Source organism: Pseudomonas sp. CMR5c (assembly GCF_003850545.1).
In the GTDB taxonomy this organism is placed as follows: Bacteria; Pseudomonadota; Gammaproteobacteria; order Pseudomonadales; family Pseudomonadaceae; genus Aquipseudomonas; species Aquipseudomonas piscis.
Genome location: NZ_CP027705.1, coordinates 3,757,048 through 3,775,443, shown reverse-complemented (window position 1 = coordinate 3,775,443; position 18,396 = coordinate 3,757,048). Strand labels below are relative to the sequence as shown.

Genomic DNA, 18,396 nt, shown 5'->3' with positions numbered 1-18,396 from the left:
GCAGTGACCGGCCAGGTGGATGGCCGGCCAGCATGGGGAACATTGGCGGTGGTCGCCGGGGGCAACCACGATCGTGGGTCGGAGCGCGGCGGGCCGTGTTGGTGGACGGATGCGCACGAGCATGGACATGGGCTGGCTTCAGCCCGGGTCCGGGGCGACCTGGTTCAGGCGCAGGGTCTCGGCCATGATCCGGCTGAACAAAGGCGCCGCTACCAGGCCGCCGAAGAAGCCGTGCTGGCGCGGGTTGTCCACCACCACCACGATCACGTAGCGCGGCGCGGCAGCCGGGGCGAAACCGGCGAACACCGCCCGGTAGGAGTGCGCCAGGTAGCCCTGGACTCCGGCACCGGTCTTGCGCGCCGTGCCGCTCTTGCCGCCCACCTGGTAACCCGCGACCCGCGCCCGGTAGATGCCCCGTGGCCCCTCGACCACCTGCACCAGCATGTCCCGCACGCGGTTGGCCACCTGCGGCGCCATGGCCTGCACGCCCTTGGGCGGCGCCGATAGCCGCAGCAGCGACAAGGGCAGGCGGACGCCACCGTTGGCCAGGGTGGCGTAGGCCCTGGCCAGTTGCACCGCGCTGACCGAGAGGCCGTAGCCGTAGGCGAGGGTAGCGGTTTCGCTCGGGCGCCAGGTTGCCCGGTTGGGCAGCACGCCGAGCCGTTCGCCGGGAAATTCAAGGCCCGTTGCCTGGCCCAGGCCCACCCGTTGCAGCAGGTCATGGATGCGTGGCGCGCCGATGTCGAAGGCCACCTTGCTGATCGCCACGTTGCTCGAACGCACCAGGATGCCGGTCAGGTCCAGGGTCTGGCCGGCGGTCCTGGAGGCATCGCGGATGGTGTAGCGGCCGACCTTCAGGGTGCCGGTGTCGACGAGCACGCTGTCGCCGGGTTTCCAGCGCCCGCTTTCCAGGGCCGCCGCCACCGAGAACGGCTTGATGGTCGAGGCTGGCTCGAATACGTCCACCACGGCGCGGTTGCGCATCATTGCCGGGCTCAGCTGCGCGCGGTTGTTGGGGTTGTAGCTGGGCTGGTTGGCCAGGGCGAGGATCTCCCCGGTCTTGACGTCGAGGATCACCACGCTGCCGGCATCGGCACCGTTGTCCTCGATGCCTTGGTGCAGCTCGCGATGGGCGACGTACTGCAAGCGCAGGTCCAGGGACAGCGCCAGGTGCTGGCCGGGTCGGGCCGGGCGGGACACGCCCAGGTCCTGGATCAACTGCCCACGCCGATCCTTCAGCACCCGTTGCAAGCCATCGTGCCCGCGCAGCAGTGGGTCATAGGCGAGCTCGATGCCCTCGCTGCCGCGGTTGTCGATATCGGTGAAACCCACCGCATGGGCCGCCGTCGCCCCGGCCGGGTAGAAGCGTCGCGACTCTTGCACGGCGTGCACGCCGTCGATCTCGAGCGCTTGCACTTGCTGCAGCATGCGTTCGGCGACTTGCGGTGCCAGGCGCCGATGCAGGTAGAGAAACGCCTTGTGGCGATTGCCCAGCAGCAAGGCCTCCAGGCGGGCTGGCGGGATTTCCAGGGCCTGGGCCAGGGCCGGCCAATGCGGGCGTTGTTCGAGCAACTGCCGGGGGTTGGCCCACAGGGTGGTGACCGGGGTGCTCACCGACAGCGGCTGGCCGTTGCGGTCGGTGATCAGCCCCCGGTACGCGGGCAGGCCGAGGTGCCGCAGGCTGCGGGCATCGCCCTGCTTGATCAGGAAGGCCTTGTCGGTCACTTGCAGCTGGATGATCCGCGCGCAGATCGCCAGGGCCATGCCGGCGACGATGGCCACGGCCAGGCTGAAGCGCCAGGGCTGGCGGATGGTTGATGCTGGAGTCATGGGGCAGTGCTTTGCAGGCCCGCGGCGGGCAGTCGATGGCTTGAAGAGGTCGTACACGGCGGGTCCAGCCGTGGCGTCATTCGGTTAACCAGGCAGGGCTGGGGATGTGCAGCAACTTGAGGATCCGGGCATTGAGGCTGCCGGTCAGCGGCAACTCGCAGTCCATCTGGAACAGGAAGATCGCCTGGGCGGTCTGTTCACCCGCCACGCCATCGACCAGGCCCTGGTAGTAGTCCCGTGCGGCCAGCGCCCGTTGCAACTGGCTGATGACCTGCTGGCCGGATGCCGAGCCTGGGGCCTCCTGCATGCAGTGTGGCTCGGGCGCTGAGCAGGGGCCGGCGGCAACCGTGTCCGGCTCCTGGCTCGCCAGCGCTGCCGCGAACGCCCCGGCAGGCACCGCCAGCAGCAGGGCCAAGGCCGCCAGGGCTGCGCCGTGCTTGGCATGCTGTTTCATGTCTAGTCCCCTGGTATCCGTCGTGCCTTTCCTGATGCCCATCGGGCCCGGGTTGCACTTGCTGCGGATATTCCTGTGTCGCTTGAAAAGCCTTATCGCTCAATCGCTTAGTGGACGATAAAAGGTTATGGGGGGACATTTTAAGAAGGCTAGAATATAGAGCAACGCGCTATATGGGCTATCTGATATGAATTCAGTTGATATCGAAGCGGTGGACCTCAACCTGCTCCGGGTGTTCGTCGCCTTGATCGAGGAGGGCGGGGCCAGTCGGGCCGCCATTCGCCTTGGGGTCACCCAGCCGGCGGTCAGCGCCGCCCTCGGGCGCCTGCGGGACATCTACGGCGACCCGCTGTTCGAGCGCACCGGCCGTGGCCTGCGCCCGACCACCCGGGCCAATGAGCTGGCGCCGCTGATCGGCGAGGCCATCGACCGTTGCCGCCTGGCCCTGAGCCTGTCGGTGGGCGGCCGGGAGACCCGTGGCCGGACCATCACCATCGGCCTTTCCGACGACAGCGAGATCGCCCTCGGGCAGCAGATCCTGGCGGCTGTGGAGCAGCGCCTGCCCGGGCTGCGGATCATCTTCCGCCAGACCCACAGCGGCGTGGTGCAGGACATGCTCATGGGCCACAAGGTCGATATCGCCATCAGCGCCGGTGGCTTCTCATCCCAACTGGTGACCCGCACCCGCCTGGGCCGGGGCAACTACCTGTGTATCGCCGATGCCCACAACTCGATCCCCCAGAGTGCCGCAGACTATGCGGGGCGCCCGCACCTGCTGGTGTCCTCGGCCGGCTACGTGGGCATCGTCGACGAAGGGCTGAACGCCGCCGGCTACAAGCGCACGGTCAAGGTCTCGACCTCGCACTTTGCCGCCGTGCCGTTCCTGCTGGTGGGCTCCAGCCTGATCACCACAGTGCCGACCCACGCCGCCCGGGCGATGGCACGGATCACCTCGTTGCAAACCTTTCCCTGTCCCGTGCCGATGCCGTCCTACGAGCTGGAGATCGGCATGCGCGTGGGCAGCAAGCACGATGAAGCGATGCAGGTGGTCAAGGCGCTGATCCTGGATTGCATCAAGGAGCATTTCTTTTTGCAGTGAACGGTGGGGTGGTTGTGCCCTGAAGTGCCTGTTGGATGAATGCCGGGATATTCATCCAGTGGTCAGTTGGACTACTCTGTCCGGCTTGCTCAGCGCCTTGGGTCGGGTCCATGCAATCGATAGAGACAACTTTGTGTGCTTATTCCGAACAGCACCTGCCAGCACTTCCTCATACCTATGCATGGAAGTTCGATGCGGCGATCGTCCATGAGTCGTTCGGGCTCACCGTTGCTGGTGCGAACTGGTACGAAAGGGCGCGCACGCTCAAGCGCGGCCTTTCAGGACAGTGGGCGCTTTTCCCGGAAAAGCGCACAGACATTGCCAATTACGCAGTAAAAACCTGGGGCGGGGTTGGCGCAAACCTTGCCACGACGATGCAAGGTTATGTGCAGGCGGTGTCGGAGGGAGGCGTACCCGCCACTCATAAGGGCATCGCTTCATGGTCGAAGGTGGCGGCGTTCTCGGACCCGGGCTTGCATGCAATCTTCGATGCACGCGTGTCGTTTTCCCTCAACGCGATTCAATTGCTCCAGGGGCGCGGCCAGCACTGCTGGTTCCCGCACTTGCCGGGTCGAAACAACCTGCTCAACGGGTGCTGGCCGCGCTTGAAGGTCATGGCCAGGCAGCAAGGGTGGCTTCGAATCGGGACCAGGCAGGTGTATGCGCGCTACATCGAGCTGATTACAAACGTTGCAGGGCAGTTGGGCGTCGACATCGATGATATCGAGATGCTGCTCTTCTCGAAGGCCGGGGAACTGGCCCATGAGTTCAACCTCGCCTATCCACACGCTCACCAGTGAGCTGGCGATCCGGATTGCGCGCGGGATAGCTTCAAGCGTTCGAGCCAGGTCGCTGTCCATGCATATTGGGGCCTTGCTAGTACAGTCAGCGTTGCCAAGCTATGTTTCACCAGGCACTGGTAAATGAACCTAGCCTGGATGACTGAACGCTAGTCTGTGGGTAGCAGCTGCCATCAGCACAGCCGTTCAGGGTCGATGATCAGCACTGCCAGGCATAACGCGCAAGGAGCTGCCAATGACCGTTTTATCCTGGACCCAGGTCCGTGAAATGCCCGGCGAATCACTGGAGTTCGGCGCCGCCCATGTGCGTTGTGCCTGGCGCCGCCACACCCTGGCGGCGCACAAGTTCGCCAGCCTGGAGCATGCTTTCGTCAGCAGCCCCCACGCGCTGCCTAGGCTCTTGCAGGACGTGGGCGGCAATCCCAATGCCCGCCAGCACGAGGAACGGGGAACAGCGGTGTTTGCCACGGTGTGGTACCCGACAGGGCAGTGGGCGATCTTGTGCGACGCGACCCGCGCCACCCTGGTGCCTCGCGCCGCAGTCGAGGCACTTGCGGCCTGCGGGCAACGCGATGACCGTATCACCGAAGCGCTGCGGGTGCTTTTTGCGGCAGCGCCGGCGAGTCTTCTGCGGACGCTGGACGAGGCTTTTTATCGTTTGAATATCGCGCGACCTACTGCCTGAAAGTTGCACCTGCCGGCCGATCAACGCGGTTAAATCGCACGTTGTTTCAAACACCGAAGTTGAAAGCGATGGATATTCTTGGCCGGTTGCCTGAATAGCGTTGCACCGAATGCAAAAGCCATGAGGGAAACATCAGGAAGGTGCCACTTTCCGGAGCTTGGGTGATGCCAAAGCCCGCAGCCAAACAGTCCTTGATGCGCATGCGCAGTGCCGGGTTGTAAGTCGAGGCGATCATGCCCCTGGGGTCGATGAATTCGATATCGCCTCCCACCTGCAGTTGCTCTTCGCGCCCGCCGGTATCGACCCAATAGACCCCGGACCAGAATGCCCCGGGGTGCCCATGCAATGCATTGGCATGGCCGGCTTGATTGACGTTGACCCAGGCGTTGATCTTCCACTCGAAGTTGGGTTCGACCAGGCCGTATTGTTCGCTGTGCACCGCAGTGAGTTGGCTGGCGAAGTCCTTGGCGAATTGCACCAGGGATTCGCAAGCCGTGCCTCCCCAGAGGTTGAAATCGCTCGCCGATTGCCAGCCGCCGTCGTTGCTGTGCTGCGCGCCACACAGGTCCTGGGCCATGCGGCTGTCGATCAGGGCCTTGAGTTGCACATTCAGCGCTTGGGCATCGGGGTGGCGCAGGCTCGCTACCGGCGTGGAGAACAGATGGCGGATATTGATCAGTTGCGGGTCCACGAGGGTGTTGGCAAGAGGCATGTAAATTCCATTTAAAGCGCCAGGATGGCTCTGGCTAGTTGCTGGTCCGAGAGCTGCGAGTCTCCCGTTGCTTGGCGAATCCTGGCGAATGCCGCTTCAATGCGGACCCCGCGAATATCGCCGTCACTGGCCACGAATGCCGCTGCGTCATCCTTGGCCGCCAGCACGATCTTGTCGTCCTTGAACGAGCCGCTAGTGCCTTTGGACGCACTCATGGTGAGACTGACCGAAATATCGGTGGTCATGACGAAACTGGTGGCGTGGGCATGCATGCTCATCAGGCCGCAAACAACACATAACAGGCGGGGAAAGTTTGGCCGTTTCATTGGATCTACGAAGGTTAAGTTGGGGTTAAATTCGGGGGTGAACCCTACCAACGGGTAACCTTCGGCAACCTCAGGGCTTTTGCTAAAGATTGTTAAAAAGTGCGATGGGCGGGTCTTTCTTGAACTTTCTCGGCAACTTTCAAGTTGCCCTTAGTAGGCAGGAATTGATTATCGGCAACCGCCGCCGCGGCGCGGCGAATTAAGTGCCGGATCGCCTATTTTCAGCGCTGTTGGCTGGGTTTTCGCCGCCGCCTCTGCTGGTAGAGCAGCGGCGGGGTGCGGTAGCGGTTTCAGTCGGGGTAGGGGCTATGGCCTGGCGCCCAAGCGCTGCACCTCGGGGAACAGCTGGCCCAGGGTGCGACGGGCCTGGGCCGCCTCCAGGTAGGCGTAGAGCAGGTCGGTCAGGTCTTCGAAGCCCAGGCGTCGGCCGTCGAGCATGGGATTGCACAGCCACAGGCGGACCCGCATGCCCGCCGCCACGCTCCGGGCGTTGGGCGCGGCCAGGGCCTTGAAGCCGGCCGGGGCCAGTTCCGGCGCGCGCTGGCCGGCGCTCACCGAGAACACCACGGCCAGGCTCAGGTAGCGCTGCTCCAGTTCGAAGGCATCGAAACAGGTCCAGGGCGTGGGTTCGGTGGCGTTGGCGAACTGCAGGCTGTCGGCGCTCAGTGCCAGCACCCGCTGGCCGTGGCGTCGGCGCAGGGCCTCGGCCCCCATCAGGCCGGCGAGCCCAGCGCCGAGCAGCAGCGCGCCAGGCACCCAGAACAACAGCTGGGCCGAGTGCAACTGCCAGGCCGTGGGCAGGCTGGCCAACCAGCCGCCGATGGCCAGCAACAGCACCGAGAGCAGGGCCAGCAGGGCCGCCTGGCCCAGGCAGCGCTCATGAATCTCGCACTGGCCCTGGGGGCCGTCGGCGGCCGCTTGCAGTTGTTCCAGCAGCGCTTCCTTGCCGGCGTTATCCACGGCCTTGCAGCTCATCCAGTTGCTGCTGGGCGTTGGCGGCCTGGCAGTAGGCGTCCAGCAGGGCCGAGATGTCATCGACGCTGAGTTTTTGCCCGGCGCGCATCAGGCCGGCGGAGTGGATGCGGATCTGCGGTTGCGGGTCGCGCAGGGCCACGGCCTGGTTGCCGAAAAGCTGGCGCACCGGGCGATGGCTGGGCAGCGGGGCGTCGGCGCGCAGGGTCAGTTGTTGCAGGGTTTGCAGCAGCTCGTCCTTGACCTGGATGTCCACCACGTCGGTGAGGTTGACCGGCGCGCTCAACGGCTCGGCGAACAACTGGCGCCGGGTCAGGCGCATGAAGACCTGCTGGCCGGCGTTGCGGTGCTGCCAGCTGACCACGGCGAACAGCAGGGTCAGGAACAGGCCGCAGAGCAGCAGGCCGGTCTTGCCCTGGTGCAGGCCCAGGGCCAGGGCGCCGAGGGACGCGAGGGTCAGCAACGGGCCGAACACCTGGTAGCGGCGGGTGTTGGTGAACTCGCTCTGCTCGGGCACGCGCTCGATCACCTGTTGCAGCTCGGCGATCACCCGCTGGCGCTGGGCGGCCTGGGGATGCTCGGCCATGGGCGGGAGGGCGGAATCGGGGTGTTGGGCATCGGTCATGGGGGAGCCTTGGATCAGGGGAGGGAACAAGCACGGGCGGCGCGGGGGCGCTCGCCCGCGTGAGGGTCATTGCGCCTTGAGGTAGTCGTTGAGGAAGGCCTGGGCATTGCCATAGCTGGACAGGTTGTCGTCATAACCCACCTTCAGCGGCTTGGCCTGGCCCGGCAGGTGCAGCTCGCCATAACCTTCCTGGAGCACCAGCACCACGAACTTCTGGCCGTCGACCTGGGTGAAATAGCGCGTGTCGCGGGAGGTCTGTTCCACGTTCATCTTCTGGATGCGCATGTTCCAGTCGTGGTCGGCGTCTTCCACCTGCACCAGCGCCTGGTTGGCGCTGCGCTCGCCAATGCGCAGGGTCCAGACCTTCACCCCGTGCGGGCCGTTGTAGGCCACTATCTTGTCCGCCACCTGCGGGCGTTCCTCGGCCTGGGCCATCCCGGCCACCAGGGCCAACGCCATGGCCCATGCGGCCGTCCATCGGCTATACAAGTGCATCCTTCACGCTCCTGAGAAATTGAAAAGGGGCAGCTATTGAAGTCGGCGCTGGCCGCGCTGCCAAGCACTATGACCGTCGCGCACACTAAAAATGCCGTCGCTCACAAGTGGCGATGGGCAAAGTGTGAGTGGGTTACCATTGGCCACCGCACGCCAGGCAGTCATGGACACGCTTTACCGATGGAATGCTGGAACCCCTATCTCGACACCCAATTTCGCTTCGACCGGCCCGGCGCCCTGGCCCGTGCCGGGGTCTTCGATCCCACTGCCCGCCGAGTGATGGGCAGCGCCATCGGCCACTACCGCGCCCGCACCGTGCGCGCCCATGTGCAGTACTTCGACTGCAACCTGCAATTTCCCGAGCCGCTGCGCATCCACAAGGTGCTGCCAGACAGCCTGTGCATCGTCCAGGTGCTCGACGGCCAGTGGCGGCACCGGGTCGATGGCCAGCTCAACCACTACACCCCCGGCGCGCCCCACGCCCTGGGCCTGAGCGAAACCATGGAAGCGGTGGACCAACTGCCCGCCGGTAGCCACGCCTGCCTCTCCGGGCTGCGTATCGCCGGGCATTACCTGCGCGAACTGGCCGAGGAAGACTCCAGCCTGCAACCCTTGCTCGGCCTGCTGGACGACGGCATGTGCTTCAGCGAATTCCAGCGCTGCCAGGCCCTGGGCAACCTGCTGCGACGGCTATACCAGTCGCCGTACCAGGGCGCCCTGGAGCGCCTGCACCAGGAGAGCCTGAGCCTGGCGGTGCTGGTGGAGCTGGCGGCGCACCTGCAAGGCCAGCGCCCCGGGCCACCGCCAACGGTACGTGGTCGCCTGGACCTGGCCCACGAAGCCCGGCGCCTGCTCGACGCCCAGCTGATCGAGCCGCCCGGCAGCCAGGCCCTGGCCCAGCAACTGGGCGTGGGGGAAACCACCCTGCGCCGGGCCTTCGCCCAGGTCTTCGGCCAGTCGATGCTGCAGTACCTGCGCCAGCAGCGCATGGAACTGGCCCGCACCCTGTTGCGCCAGGGCAAATGGCAAGTGGCGCAGATCGCCTATCGCCTGGGCTACGCCAACCCCGCCAATTTCAACCACGCCTATAAAGCCCACTTCGGCCACCCGCCAGGGGCGGAACGCGGCAAGCCCTAGCCTCTTGAGGATGATGAACCATGAGCAAATTGACTGCGCTGATCGCTGAAGCCAAGGCTGGCCTCTCTGTTCAGCAGAACATCCCCCAGGCCGCCTGGGAGGCCATCGCCTGGCAGTGTGGCGAGGCGGAAATCGTCGAGATCAAGGCGCGCATCGCCACGCTGACCGCCCAGCGCGAAGCGGTGGAGGAGTGGGATGGCGACACCCAGGATGACCTGTATTTCGCCATTGCCAACTTCACCCGCTTGTTGGCACTGGCCGTGGCCCATGGGCGCGGAGAGTGAGGGGGCGGTTGACCGCGCAACGGATTCGTTCAAGGGCAGCGAGGGCGAGGTGTGCTGTGGGGCGAGCAGGGCAGCTCGATTCAGTTCAGGCCAGCACTGTGCATTACGACCCGGTGGAGCTGAGCGCAGCACAGGCCCTGCAAGACTTGGCCAGCCGCCTTGCCGGCTGAGTGAACGCCACACTTTGGCTGACGCACCCCTGGCACCCGAGCCCACTCAGACAAAGTCCGCAGGCTCGAAGCGCTCGCTGGTATCCATGCGCACAAAGCGCAGGCCCAGCGTTTGCAGATGGGCCTCATACAACCCCTGGGCGCAATAGCTGATCAGCAAGCTGCGGCGGCGCGCGCCGCTGGGGTTCAGGCTGGCCCCATGCACCAAATCGGCATCGAACAGCAGAATGTCTCCCGCAGCGCCCGAGAGCTGCACCGCATGGGACTCATCACTGAAATCAAAGGGCGCCAAAAGCTCCCCCGGGCGGTGACTGCCGGGCACGATGCGCGTCGCGCCATTGGCCGGTCCATAGTCATCGAGATAGACCAGGGCAATGGCCCGATCCCCGAGGCGCTGCTCCGACAGATCCCGATGCAGCACCTGATGACCGCCCCCCGGCAACGGCTCGCGGCCCTCCACCTGAGCCAGAAAAAAACGGTCCCCAATCAACTCGCCGGCCACCGCCAACACCGCCGGCAACCGACAGACCGCCTGCACCCGCGCATCCAGATCCACCAGCGCATGACGCCAATCGTGGCCCCGAGGCACCGGCCATTGCTGCGGCGCAATCACCCCCGCCTCGAACGTGGCCCGCAACTCATCCAGCCAGTTGGCGGGTACCGCCTGGCGCAGCAACTGGTAGCCGTTTTGATGGAGTTGTTCGCGGTCGATCATGAGGGGGCAGATGTCCTTATCCGGGCAGGGGGAAAGCATAACGGCTCGCCTATCCGAGCGACATAACCCGCTAAGGTTTAGCGGTTGCCGGACCCTAAGCAGAGCGCCTAGTCTGCTGCGGTCGCTGCAAAATCAGCGACCGGGCCTGAGAACCCGGTAAGATGCAGGCGCACAAGCGCCCGCCCACGATGCTGGCGCATTTTTGTGCCCGTCTATTCGTGTTATGGCGGCTGTGCGTGGGAGACCTTCGGGTCTGCCGGGTTCCTGTATCTCCGGTTTCTCAGCCCGCGCACAGCTGCCACCCATTCGCCTGAGAACGAACGCGGCAGCTCTCATTACCGATATGGGAGTTTCAATCATGTACGCCCGTAATCTATCTGGACCTTCCTTTCGTAATACCCGTCTCCGGGCTGTTGTAGGAGGTGTCCGATGAGCACTTCCACCACAGTCAAGACGTTGGGTTTCGTTACCTTTGGCAGTTGTGCCGATCCTGAATTAACGCTGTTTCGCGTAAACGCTGATGTGCCTTTGGAGCAGGCGTTGGAGCACGCCTCGACACTCCTGTACTACGCCAAGAAACTTGCGCTGGATGCCGCGATGGAAGAGCAGGGTGAGCGCTATGCTTGGGCTTCGCACTTCCTGGCTGAGATGGGCAAGGCGGTGATTGATGATATGTGTTTGGGGTTGGGGGAAGCAGAGTCATTGAAGGGGCGGTGCTGATTTGAGTTTCCGCGTGAGAATAGACTCGGCGCCGCTTATTACTTGATAGTGAGCGGCGCATTATGACTGACTGGATCGGCTTAAAATAAGTCGATAATACTTTCAGGGGGAGGGTTGTGTAAGTTAGGTTAAGATCTAGAATGCTTGGGTGGCTGTTTTTGTATGCTTAATAGAAAGTGTCGGATTGTATTGGGTATGGGAGATAGACATGGATGGTAGGCTACCTAAAAGTATTGATGTGCGGACGTACACTAGGCCGATTAAAGTTGCCTTCTTGGTTCCTGGTGATGATTCGTGTGAGACAAATCTAATACTCGATGCTGTATTTCATGACTCTTACTCTAGATGGGGAGGTGCTAATTCACTAATTGTTAGTTGCAATGATGCTTCGGTAATTGATTCCTCCTATGTTTCTTGGTTGGAGTTTTATGAGCCGGACCTGATTTATGTGTATGTAAAAATACAAGAGAGTGATCTTTGTTTTTTAAGCTCTCTTTGTCCTGTTAGAATAATAAGTCACCAGTGTCGGGTGGCGGGGGGTGGGAATTGGCGAAATTATTTGCCAGACTATGGAGGCGTGACTCCTGTCTTGTCCGTGTCAACTTTGTATGATCCCCGTCGTGGGTTAGTAAGTGGCAGAAATGGATCTGCTGTGCATCTTTGTTTGACTCAGTTTAAAGACGTATCTAAGAATCGCTTCTTGCCTGATAATTTCGGAGTTGCACATCATAATTATAATTGCACTAATGAAGTTTCTGGGGTTTACGAAACGATTAGTTGCTGTGATGAGGGGGTTCCAGAAAGTAATAAAATTGCAACAAGAAGGTTTTTTTCTGAATGTTTTATATTGGAGGGTATATCCAGTGGGCAGGTTTCTACCTTTTCACAGTTGTCCTCTGCTAGCGCTTTCGGCGTGTATCATGCTGTACATAATGAGTGGAGTAATGTGTTTAACTTGTTTGTAGGCAGTACAGCCGCTGATCGTGTTTGTTTCTGGAACTCTCGTTTATTGTCTGGCTCGAAAAATAATGTGAATGAGTCTGCAATTCTAGTTTCACTTGAGCAGCTTTTAGATGAGGAGTTTGTTGCTGCGCTTGGAAAATACTTGAATGGCACAAACTTCAAGCACTCAGGGAGTGGGCAATCGAAAGTGAATATTCGCTCTCAAAGCATCGGTAAAGATACGTGTATTGAATTGGCAGGAAAAATTCAGCCCTTGACGTGGAACTCAATTCGGACTGAAGAGACGTTTAATTTTAAGCCTGAATTTGAAGTTGGTTCTTTTACTCAAGATCGAGGAGTGTCTAACCCATCCTTTAAAACGCAAGAGAGGAAGATTAAGTTTTTGGCTAATGAGCCTGAGCATTTTCGGTTCTTGCCGCCAGGATATTTAGAGGCCCGAAATGGGCATTGGGTAATTGATTTTGATATTGAAAGGCATCAAGGTGACGAGAGGTATTCAAATGTTCTTAATGACTGGAAGTTGCCTCGTCGCCGAGAGCTAGTCAGTGTATTTGCAAATTCTCCTGGTAAAATTACAAGGCGTGGAACTTTAGCAATTTTGGCTGTTGATAACTGTAGTCTCGCAATGGCGAATGATAATAAAAAAAGCCATCAAGTATCAATTTCGTTTCCTGAGGATGAGTTGGTTTTTAAGAGGCTAATACAAAGTGAGGGTTCGTTAGGGTTTGATGATCTACGAGAAGGGTTTAACTATAAAAAATACGAATTTGTTGAGCTTTCGGATAAGGGGTTAAATCATAGAGGTATTGTTTCTAAGTTTAGAGGTCCTGTTGAGGCCGCGGATATTTTGGCGAATTGTTTTTGGCGATCAATAATCAGGGCTTGCGTAAATAAGCCCAACAAAAAGTATACAATGAATCAGTTGGAAGCACTGATACAGCAAATCTCAATCACCGAACTTAGAAAAATTAGCGATAGAAGTTTTGTTGATGTGAGGAGTGTAAAGAAGTACCTGCTGTCAAGCTTAAAGGATACAGTTGAATATTTGATCCATCTAGGGGTGGTGCAACAGCTTTATGTATGGAGGTGTACATACTGTGGTAGTGATAATAAGAGAAATATAAATACATTAAGGCTTGATAATGATTGCGATGTTTGTCAGTTTCAACATCTTTATCCTGTCGATGCTGAATGGAAGTATCGTATTGCTCCATTTGTTGTTGAGTCACTAGCTGAGCGGAATGGGTTGACCGTATTGATGGCCATTGCGTATCTGTTAAAAAGATCTGATTTGCAACAGTCGATTTATTTGCCGGAAATTAATCTGTATGACAATGTCGATGACAAAAATTGTATAAATGAAGTTGATATTGTGGCTATAGTGGATGGTGTTTTTTTTGTTGTGGAAGTTAAGCTTAGTGCTGCGAGTTTTGTGGACTCGCCTAGAGAGATTGATAATTTTATCGCGGAGTGTGAAAGGCTTCGTCCGGATACTGCAGTTCTGTTTTTTGAACAGTACTGTGAAACAAAGTTGGAAGAGGAGGTCTATAGGGATAAACTATCAAAACTTACTGTGGAGATAGCTGAAAAACTTCCCGTGAGCGTGAAGTTAGAGGTTATTACTGCTAGCGACTTAGAGAGTTATCGTGACTTGTCACATTGTTCTGGAGTTGGTGTGTGCGGTGAGCGTGCTAATTCTTTTTAGGTTTTTAGTGCGCTTCTGCGTCTTCAGTTTGATTGTGGAGGTGCTTTATTTTTGCGGGCTGCACGGAATCAAAAAGTTGCCTTTTTTGTTTTTAGGGTTTTTGATTTGCAGTTAAGAGTGTTTGCGCTATTTTGACTGGTTTATCCGTGGTTAGATGCGTGGTGTCAGGCTTTTAAGTATAAATTGCTTGATAATGGTGGAGGGGTTTATTCGAAAATCAGCCCTGCTGACTATATCGCTATCTGACAAATGACCATCCAAGAGGGTGTCCCATGGAGACAGCTATCTGATCTGCGCGCCCTGCACTAACCTTCCAGCTCAATACTATGTAGTGGTCAACTAATCCCGGGCACTGCGTTAAGTTTCTCCTCGGCCACTGCAGGCGCCAGCCCACCGTTGAACTGATGTGGTCGAATCCAGTTGTACCGATGCATCAAATAATGGCTGATGTCTCGATGCGCTTCTTGGGCCGTCATATAGCCTACGGTCGGTATCCACTCAGTTTTCAAACTCCGGAACACGCGTTCCATCGGCGCACTGTCCCAGCAGTTTCCACGGCGGCTCATACTCTGGCGCATGCGATAACGCCAGAGCCGTTGGCGAAACTGACGGCTGCCATATTACGATTCCTGATCCGAGTGGAACAGCATCACTTGAGGCCTGCCACGCTGTTCATAAGCCATGTCCAACGCCTTGATCACCAACTCAGCATCGGGTTTGTTTGACAGCGCCCAGCCCAAAATTCGGCGTGCGTAGAGATCCAGAACGACCGCCAAGTAATGCCATCTTCCCAGCACCCAGATGTAGGTGATATCGCCACACCAGACCTGATTAGGCGCCGGCACATCAAATTCCCGATTCAAGATGTTCGGAATATCAGGCTGCTCGACCGTCGCTTGTTTGTAGGCATGTGATCCCGATTGTTTACTGACTAACGCCAGTTCCCGCATCAGGCCACGTACCTTGAACCGCCCGATTTGCTCGCCGTCTCCCTGCATCATCAACACGATGCTGCAGCTGCCGGCGGCGCTTCTACTTTGCGTAAACAGTTGATTGACTCGACTGCGTAACCGAAGCCGCTCAAAGTTCGGAGATCGACGCTTGCGGCAGTGCGCGTAATAGCAAGATCGGGTGACTTCAAAGAGCGAGCACAACAGATCAACAGGTTCTTCAGAACGAAGTTGATCAATTAACGCGAACGCTCGTGTTCCTCGGCCATCAAGAGCGCGGTGGCCTTTTTTAGAATCGTTTTTCCCGTTCCAGCCGATTGAACCGGGCTTCCAACTCCTGGATTTTTTGCTGCTCGGGCGTCAACGCTTTGCTTTGCGGAGTCACGCCATTGCGCTCTTGCTGAAGCTGGTTAACCCAGCGACGCAGCGCAGACTCGACTACCCCAAGTGAACGGCAGGCTTCGATGTGGCTATAGCCTTGATCAAGCACAAGGCCTGCGGCCTCACGTTTGAACTCAGCGAAAAATGAACGACGTTGCTTGGTCATCAGGCACCTCTATCTGGCGAGCATTCTCGCCTAAATGGGTGCCCGGTTTCATTAGGCCACTACAGGTGTATGAAAATGAACACAACAAAAAAAGAAATCAACTATATCAAAAATTAATATAAGAAAATCCACCCGAAAAATTTCCTCTTTAGCGAAGCAAGCTATTCTGCAAAGACTTGACTCATATCAAACCCTCAAAATAAACCACTTACAGACGAGATCAAAAAATGAACATGGATGAATTCAACCAGCTATTTCAGAATGATCCAGAAATTCGCTCAAAATTAACCGATACCATCGTTCAAAAAATGAATGATCTAGGAGTACCACCAGATGACGCAACAGTCACTCTAGCGGATGATGACGATGGGAACCCAGTATTACTGATAGACCCTAACATGGAAAATGAGGCTTTTAACAAACAATTAGCAGAAGTAGCAATTCAAGCCCTAGAAACCCATGGAGTGACAGATTTCACCGGTGTGAAAGGACTTAGCAACAATAAGGACAAACTCGCACTCAATGTTGTTTACAAAAATGGCGGCTGGGTAGTAAATACTAAACCTGGTCAAAATTTCGGGAAAGCTAGCTTCGGTGGCAAAGGCGGACTTGGGAACGGCGGATGATTTAGCTATGCACACGCTGGCTCTAGCTTTGACCAATCGTTGTCCGCTCCGGTGCGAATACTGCTGTGTTCCACCTGGCCCAGGGGACCTGGATGAAAAAATTGCACTATCATTAATAGACCAAGCCTTAGAACTCAAAGTATTTTCCTTCATTGGGTTTACTGGTGGAGAGCCACTCATTCGCTTGCCGTTAATTTCGAAACTTGGAACTAAGTTGATTGGCTCAGGAATTGTTTGGGGTTTGACAACTGGCGGAGGATGGGCCACGTCTAAAAAGAAGGTGGATGACACTATTAGCTCTCTAGTAGCGTCTGGAATTGGAGACATAACAGTCAGCGTTGATAGCGCCCACCTTCGCTCAAAAAACAAAATATGGATGCCTTATTTCCTTGAACAATTAGTTTCGAATAAAATCCCTACAACTGTGAGCTGCACTTCAAATCAAAGGCAGCCAGAGCTTCCGTCATTTGTTACGCCTTCGCAATTTCTAAAAATAGAATACCACTACGTTTCACCTGTAGGTTTCGCTCTATTCAGTGACCTGAGTGGTGATAATAGACTGGATTTTTCAAACTCATGCTGCCCCATGAAACAATCATTGACATTGTCAGTCTGGCCCAACGGAGATACCTACCCCTGCTGTTCGACGTACGTAGTAAATAAAGAAAGAGATCTATTAGTGGGGAATGCTTATCGCGATACTTTGAAAACATTGTTACGCAAAGCGCTCAACGACGCTTATTTAATCACCATCAGAGAAGTAGGATTTTCCGGGCTCAGCCTCCTAACTGCAGATTCGGACATTTGGAAACAGGTTCTTAAAGACCCACTTCAGGACTCTTGCCATCTTTGCTCGCGAATTGCAAAAGCTTCAGCTGTGGAAGACTTAAGAACAAAACTAGAGAATATTTTACGTTAAGTATGCAGGCAACACCTAAATCTTGGACTGGGCAGGATGATCAACAACGACCCGCACACACCGATTGTGCTCGGGTATTAACGCAAAAAAGCAAGAGACAGTGCCATTTGGCATTAAATAACATTGATTGGCGTACAGATTGCCCCATTTTACCCCACAACCGCGCCTCACTAGCCAACAACCAGTTCGGCAAATGCACACCAGGGTAGCGAGGATAGGGATTCGAACCCCCTCCTTTTGATCAGCAGGCCGGTACAGGCCTGAGTTTACAGAATATTGAGCCTTGATGATCAGCCTAAAACGGACTACAGCGTCCCCCGTTTTGCCCTAAATTTGTCCTAAAATATCTCAGCGTTTTTCAGTTGCGTAATAACACGAACTTAACCAGAACAGGGTGGCCTTTACCGGAAGAAATCAGCCCTCGGCGAAGGGCACCTAACGGCCAGAAGCAGAAACTCAACGGTGTCTAGCAAAGCGAGGTGATTCTCTTTAATGATGAGATACGCACATCGCTCGCCAGATTCTGTACGGATTCTGGAATGTGCTTATTGCCCTTTACAGTAAGGGATAAAGTTCGATCAACTCGTTCGCTTTGATCACTTGAACTAGCTCAGGCTCTCCCTTTGGTCGAGCGTTAAAGGGCAAATTAAAGTCGACAATATGGAGGGAAATAAATGAAATTTAATGAGGGTGACAGGGTAAAAGTTAAGCCCCACTTGTGGTGGCCGAATGGCGGAGTTGGGGTGGTTTCGTTACCTTCAGAGTCTGTAAGGGAAGCCTTGGCGGGGGAGGTGGAGCTCACTGGTACTCAGCGAACTATTGCTGGAAAAGACAGAATTATTACCAGTGTATGGGTGGATTTTGAGAAGCCCACCATGGATTGCAGTGATGACGGCCCTTACCTTGGCGGGGAGGTTTCCATGGAGTATCTGGAGCGTATCTGAAGCGGAGCGGCGTATTTCCCGACCTGGAAGTATCCAGACTCACTAAGTGAAAGGGCGGGGCATAACTCCACCTCAGCCCAACCCTCAAAACGTCGGCGGCGTGATCACCCACAACACCACCGCATCCTCCTCCCCAGGATTCCCATACTTATGCGGCTCCTGGCTGGAGAACCTGAAGCTGTCCCCCTCGCTCAGCTGGAAATAGCGCTCGCCCACCCACAGCTCGAAGCTCCCCGACAGCACATACCCGGCTTCCTCGCCCTCATGGCTGTAGCTCTCCTTGCTGTAGGTGCCCGGGGGAAAGCGTGAGTGCAAGAATTCCAGTTGCTGGGTCGGTTGCGGGGTCAGCAGTTGGTCGACGATGCCGTTTTCGTAGTTCACCTGCAACCGCTGTTTCTTGCGCACCACGTAGCCCTGGTCTTCGGGGGCGGTCTGGGTTTCGCTGGCGAAGAACCATTGGATGGTCACGCCCAGGCTGCGGGCGATGTTGAACAGGGCGGGGATGGAGGGATAGGCGAGGTTGCGTTCCAGCTGGCTGATGTAGCCGGCGGTGAGTTCGCTCTGCTGGGCCAGTTCGCTCAGGGTCAGGCCGCGGCGTTTGCGCAGACCGCGGATGCGCGTGCCAAGGAACTGCGGGCCGCCGGGGGGCTGGTGGTCGCCGCCGGGCTCGGGCAGGTGGCTCGCGGGCGGCGTCTTGCTGCTTTGGGTCATGGCGGGC

19 protein-coding genes and 1 pseudogene are annotated in these 18,396 nt (G+C 57.4%); 10 read left to right on the top strand and 10 right to left on the bottom strand.

What is annotated here, in order from left to right:
• Window positions 1-138: 138 nt before the first annotated feature.
• Both C4K40_RS17305 and C4K40_RS17300 read right to left on the bottom strand, forming a co-directional pair.
• On the bottom strand, window positions 139-1,830 hold the full coding sequence (locus tag C4K40_RS17305; protein ID WP_053130548.1) for a penicillin-binding protein 2: 1,692 nt from the start codon (window positions 1,828-1,830) through the stop codon (window positions 139-141).
• A 76-nt stretch (window positions 1,831-1,906) separates the two neighbouring features.
• Window positions 1,907-2,284, bottom strand: a complete 378-nt coding sequence (locus tag C4K40_RS17300) for a peptidoglycan-binding protein (RefSeq protein WP_053130545.1) — start codon at window positions 2,282-2,284, stop codon at window positions 1,907-1,909.
• A 187-nt stretch (window positions 2,285-2,471) separates the two neighbouring features.
• Between C4K40_RS17300 and C4K40_RS17295 the strand changes: the two genes are divergently transcribed.
• From C4K40_RS17295 to C4K40_RS17285, 3 genes are all read left to right on the top strand, one after another.
• Window positions 2,472-3,383: a LysR family transcriptional regulator gene (locus C4K40_RS17295; protein WP_053130542.1), complete on the top strand. Its 912-nt coding sequence runs from the start codon at window positions 2,472-2,474 to the stop codon at window positions 3,381-3,383.
• 110 nt (window positions 3,384-3,493) lie between these two features.
• Window positions 3,494-4,183, top strand: coding sequence for a hypothetical protein (locus C4K40_RS17290; RefSeq protein WP_124421333.1), 690 nt, complete (start codon window positions 3,494-3,496; stop codon window positions 4,181-4,183).
• Window positions 4,184-4,418: 235 nt separating this feature from the next.
• The gene (locus C4K40_RS17285) at window positions 4,419-4,868 is read left to right on the top strand and encodes a hypothetical protein (RefSeq protein WP_053130536.1); all 450 of its coding nucleotides are present in this window, start codon (window positions 4,419-4,421) and stop codon (window positions 4,866-4,868) included.
• Window positions 4,869-4,914: 46 nt separating this feature from the next.
• Here the strand turns inward: C4K40_RS17285 and C4K40_RS17280 are convergent, their stop codons facing one another.
• The 5 genes from C4K40_RS17280 to C4K40_RS17260 all read right to left on the bottom strand — a co-directional run bounded on the left by C4K40_RS17280 (window position 4,915) and on the right by C4K40_RS17260 (window position 7,998).
• A complete protein-coding gene (locus tag C4K40_RS17280; protein WP_053130533.1) occupies window positions 4,915-5,580 on the bottom strand; it encodes a TIGR02466 family protein in 666 nt (221 codons plus the stop codon).
• Window positions 5,581-5,591: 11 nt separating this feature from the next.
• Entirely contained in the window at window positions 5,592-5,906 is a 315-nt protein-coding gene (locus C4K40_RS17275) for a DUF2388 domain-containing protein (protein WP_053131391.1), read from the bottom strand.
• 306 nt (window positions 5,907-6,212) lie between these two features.
• The gene (locus C4K40_RS17270) at window positions 6,213-6,881 is read right to left on the bottom strand and encodes a hypothetical protein (protein WP_053130530.1); all 669 of its coding nucleotides are present in this window, start codon (window positions 6,879-6,881) and stop codon (window positions 6,213-6,215) included.
• Window positions 6,859-7,503 carry a hypothetical protein gene (locus tag C4K40_RS17265; RefSeq protein WP_053130527.1) on the bottom strand — a complete coding sequence of 215 codons (645 nt, stop codon included), beginning with the start codon at window positions 7,501-7,503 and terminating at the stop codon, window positions 6,859-6,861. The genes C4K40_RS17270 and C4K40_RS17265 overlap by 23 nt, the downstream gene beginning before the upstream one ends.
• 66 nt (window positions 7,504-7,569) lie before the next feature.
• Entirely contained in the window at window positions 7,570-7,998 is a 429-nt protein-coding gene (locus C4K40_RS17260) for a hypothetical protein (RefSeq protein WP_053130524.1), read from the bottom strand.
• A 180-nt stretch (window positions 7,999-8,178) separates the two neighbouring features.
• Between C4K40_RS17260 and C4K40_RS17255 the strand changes: the two genes are divergently transcribed.
• Together C4K40_RS17255 and C4K40_RS17250 are read left to right on the top strand one after the other, a co-directional pair.
• Window positions 8,179-9,135 carry an AraC family transcriptional regulator gene (locus C4K40_RS17255; protein WP_053130521.1) on the top strand — a complete coding sequence of 319 codons (957 nt, stop codon included), beginning with the start codon at window positions 8,179-8,181 and terminating at the stop codon, window positions 9,133-9,135.
• A gap of 20 nt (window positions 9,136-9,155) precedes the next feature.
• On the top strand, window positions 9,156-9,419 hold the full coding sequence (locus C4K40_RS17250) for a hypothetical protein (protein ID WP_053130519.1): 264 nt from the start codon (window positions 9,156-9,158) through the stop codon (window positions 9,417-9,419).
• Between the two features lie 216 nt (window positions 9,420-9,635).
• Here the strand turns inward: C4K40_RS17250 and C4K40_RS17245 are convergent, their stop codons facing one another.
• Window positions 9,636-10,304 (bottom strand): phytanoyl-CoA dioxygenase family protein, encoded by a 669-nt coding sequence (locus tag C4K40_RS17245; protein WP_053130516.1) that lies wholly within the window; start codon window positions 10,302-10,304, stop codon window positions 9,636-9,638.
• A gap of 429 nt (window positions 10,305-10,733) precedes the next feature.
• On the opposite strand from C4K40_RS17245, the gene C4K40_RS17240 reads away from it, so the two are divergent.
• Both C4K40_RS17240 and C4K40_RS17235 read left to right on the top strand, forming a co-directional pair.
• Window positions 10,734-11,024 (top strand): DUF3077 domain-containing protein, encoded by a 291-nt coding sequence (locus tag C4K40_RS17240; RefSeq protein WP_053130514.1) that lies wholly within the window; start codon window positions 10,734-10,736, stop codon window positions 11,022-11,024.
• A gap of 208 nt (window positions 11,025-11,232) precedes the next feature.
• Window positions 11,233-13,692 carry a hypothetical protein gene (locus C4K40_RS17235; RefSeq protein WP_124421332.1) on the top strand — a complete coding sequence of 820 codons (2,460 nt, stop codon included), beginning with the start codon at window positions 11,233-11,235 and terminating at the stop codon, window positions 13,690-13,692.
• 335 nt (window positions 13,693-14,027) lie between these two features.
• Here C4K40_RS17235 and C4K40_RS17230 read toward each other — a convergent pair.
• A pseudogene (locus tag C4K40_RS17230) lies at window positions 14,028-15,189 on the bottom strand (IS3 family transposase).
• A gap of 227 nt (window positions 15,190-15,416) precedes the next feature.
• Between C4K40_RS17230 and C4K40_RS17225 the strand changes: the two are divergent.
• The 3 genes from C4K40_RS17225 (at window position 15,417) to C4K40_RS17215 (ending at window position 17,678) form a co-directional block, all read left to right on the top strand.
• Window positions 15,417-15,815, top strand: a complete 399-nt coding sequence (locus tag C4K40_RS17225) for a hypothetical protein (protein ID WP_124421331.1) — start codon at window positions 15,417-15,419, stop codon at window positions 15,813-15,815.
• Window positions 15,784-16,734 carry a radical SAM protein gene (locus C4K40_RS17220; protein WP_124421330.1) on the top strand — a complete coding sequence of 317 codons (951 nt, stop codon included), beginning with the start codon at window positions 15,784-15,786 and terminating at the stop codon, window positions 16,732-16,734. Before C4K40_RS17225 ends, C4K40_RS17220 begins: the two co-directional genes overlap by 32 nt.
• 674 nt (window positions 16,735-17,408) lie before the next feature.
• On the top strand, window positions 17,409-17,678 hold the full coding sequence (locus tag C4K40_RS17215; protein ID WP_053130513.1) for a hypothetical protein: 270 nt from the start codon (window positions 17,409-17,411) through the stop codon (window positions 17,676-17,678).
• Between the two features lie 84 nt (window positions 17,679-17,762).
• Here the strand turns inward: C4K40_RS17215 and C4K40_RS17210 are convergent, their stop codons facing one another.
• Window positions 17,763-18,389, bottom strand: a complete 627-nt coding sequence (locus tag C4K40_RS17210; protein ID WP_053130511.1) for a helix-turn-helix domain-containing protein — start codon at window positions 18,387-18,389, stop codon at window positions 17,763-17,765.
• Window positions 18,390-18,396: the final 7 nt, after the last annotated feature.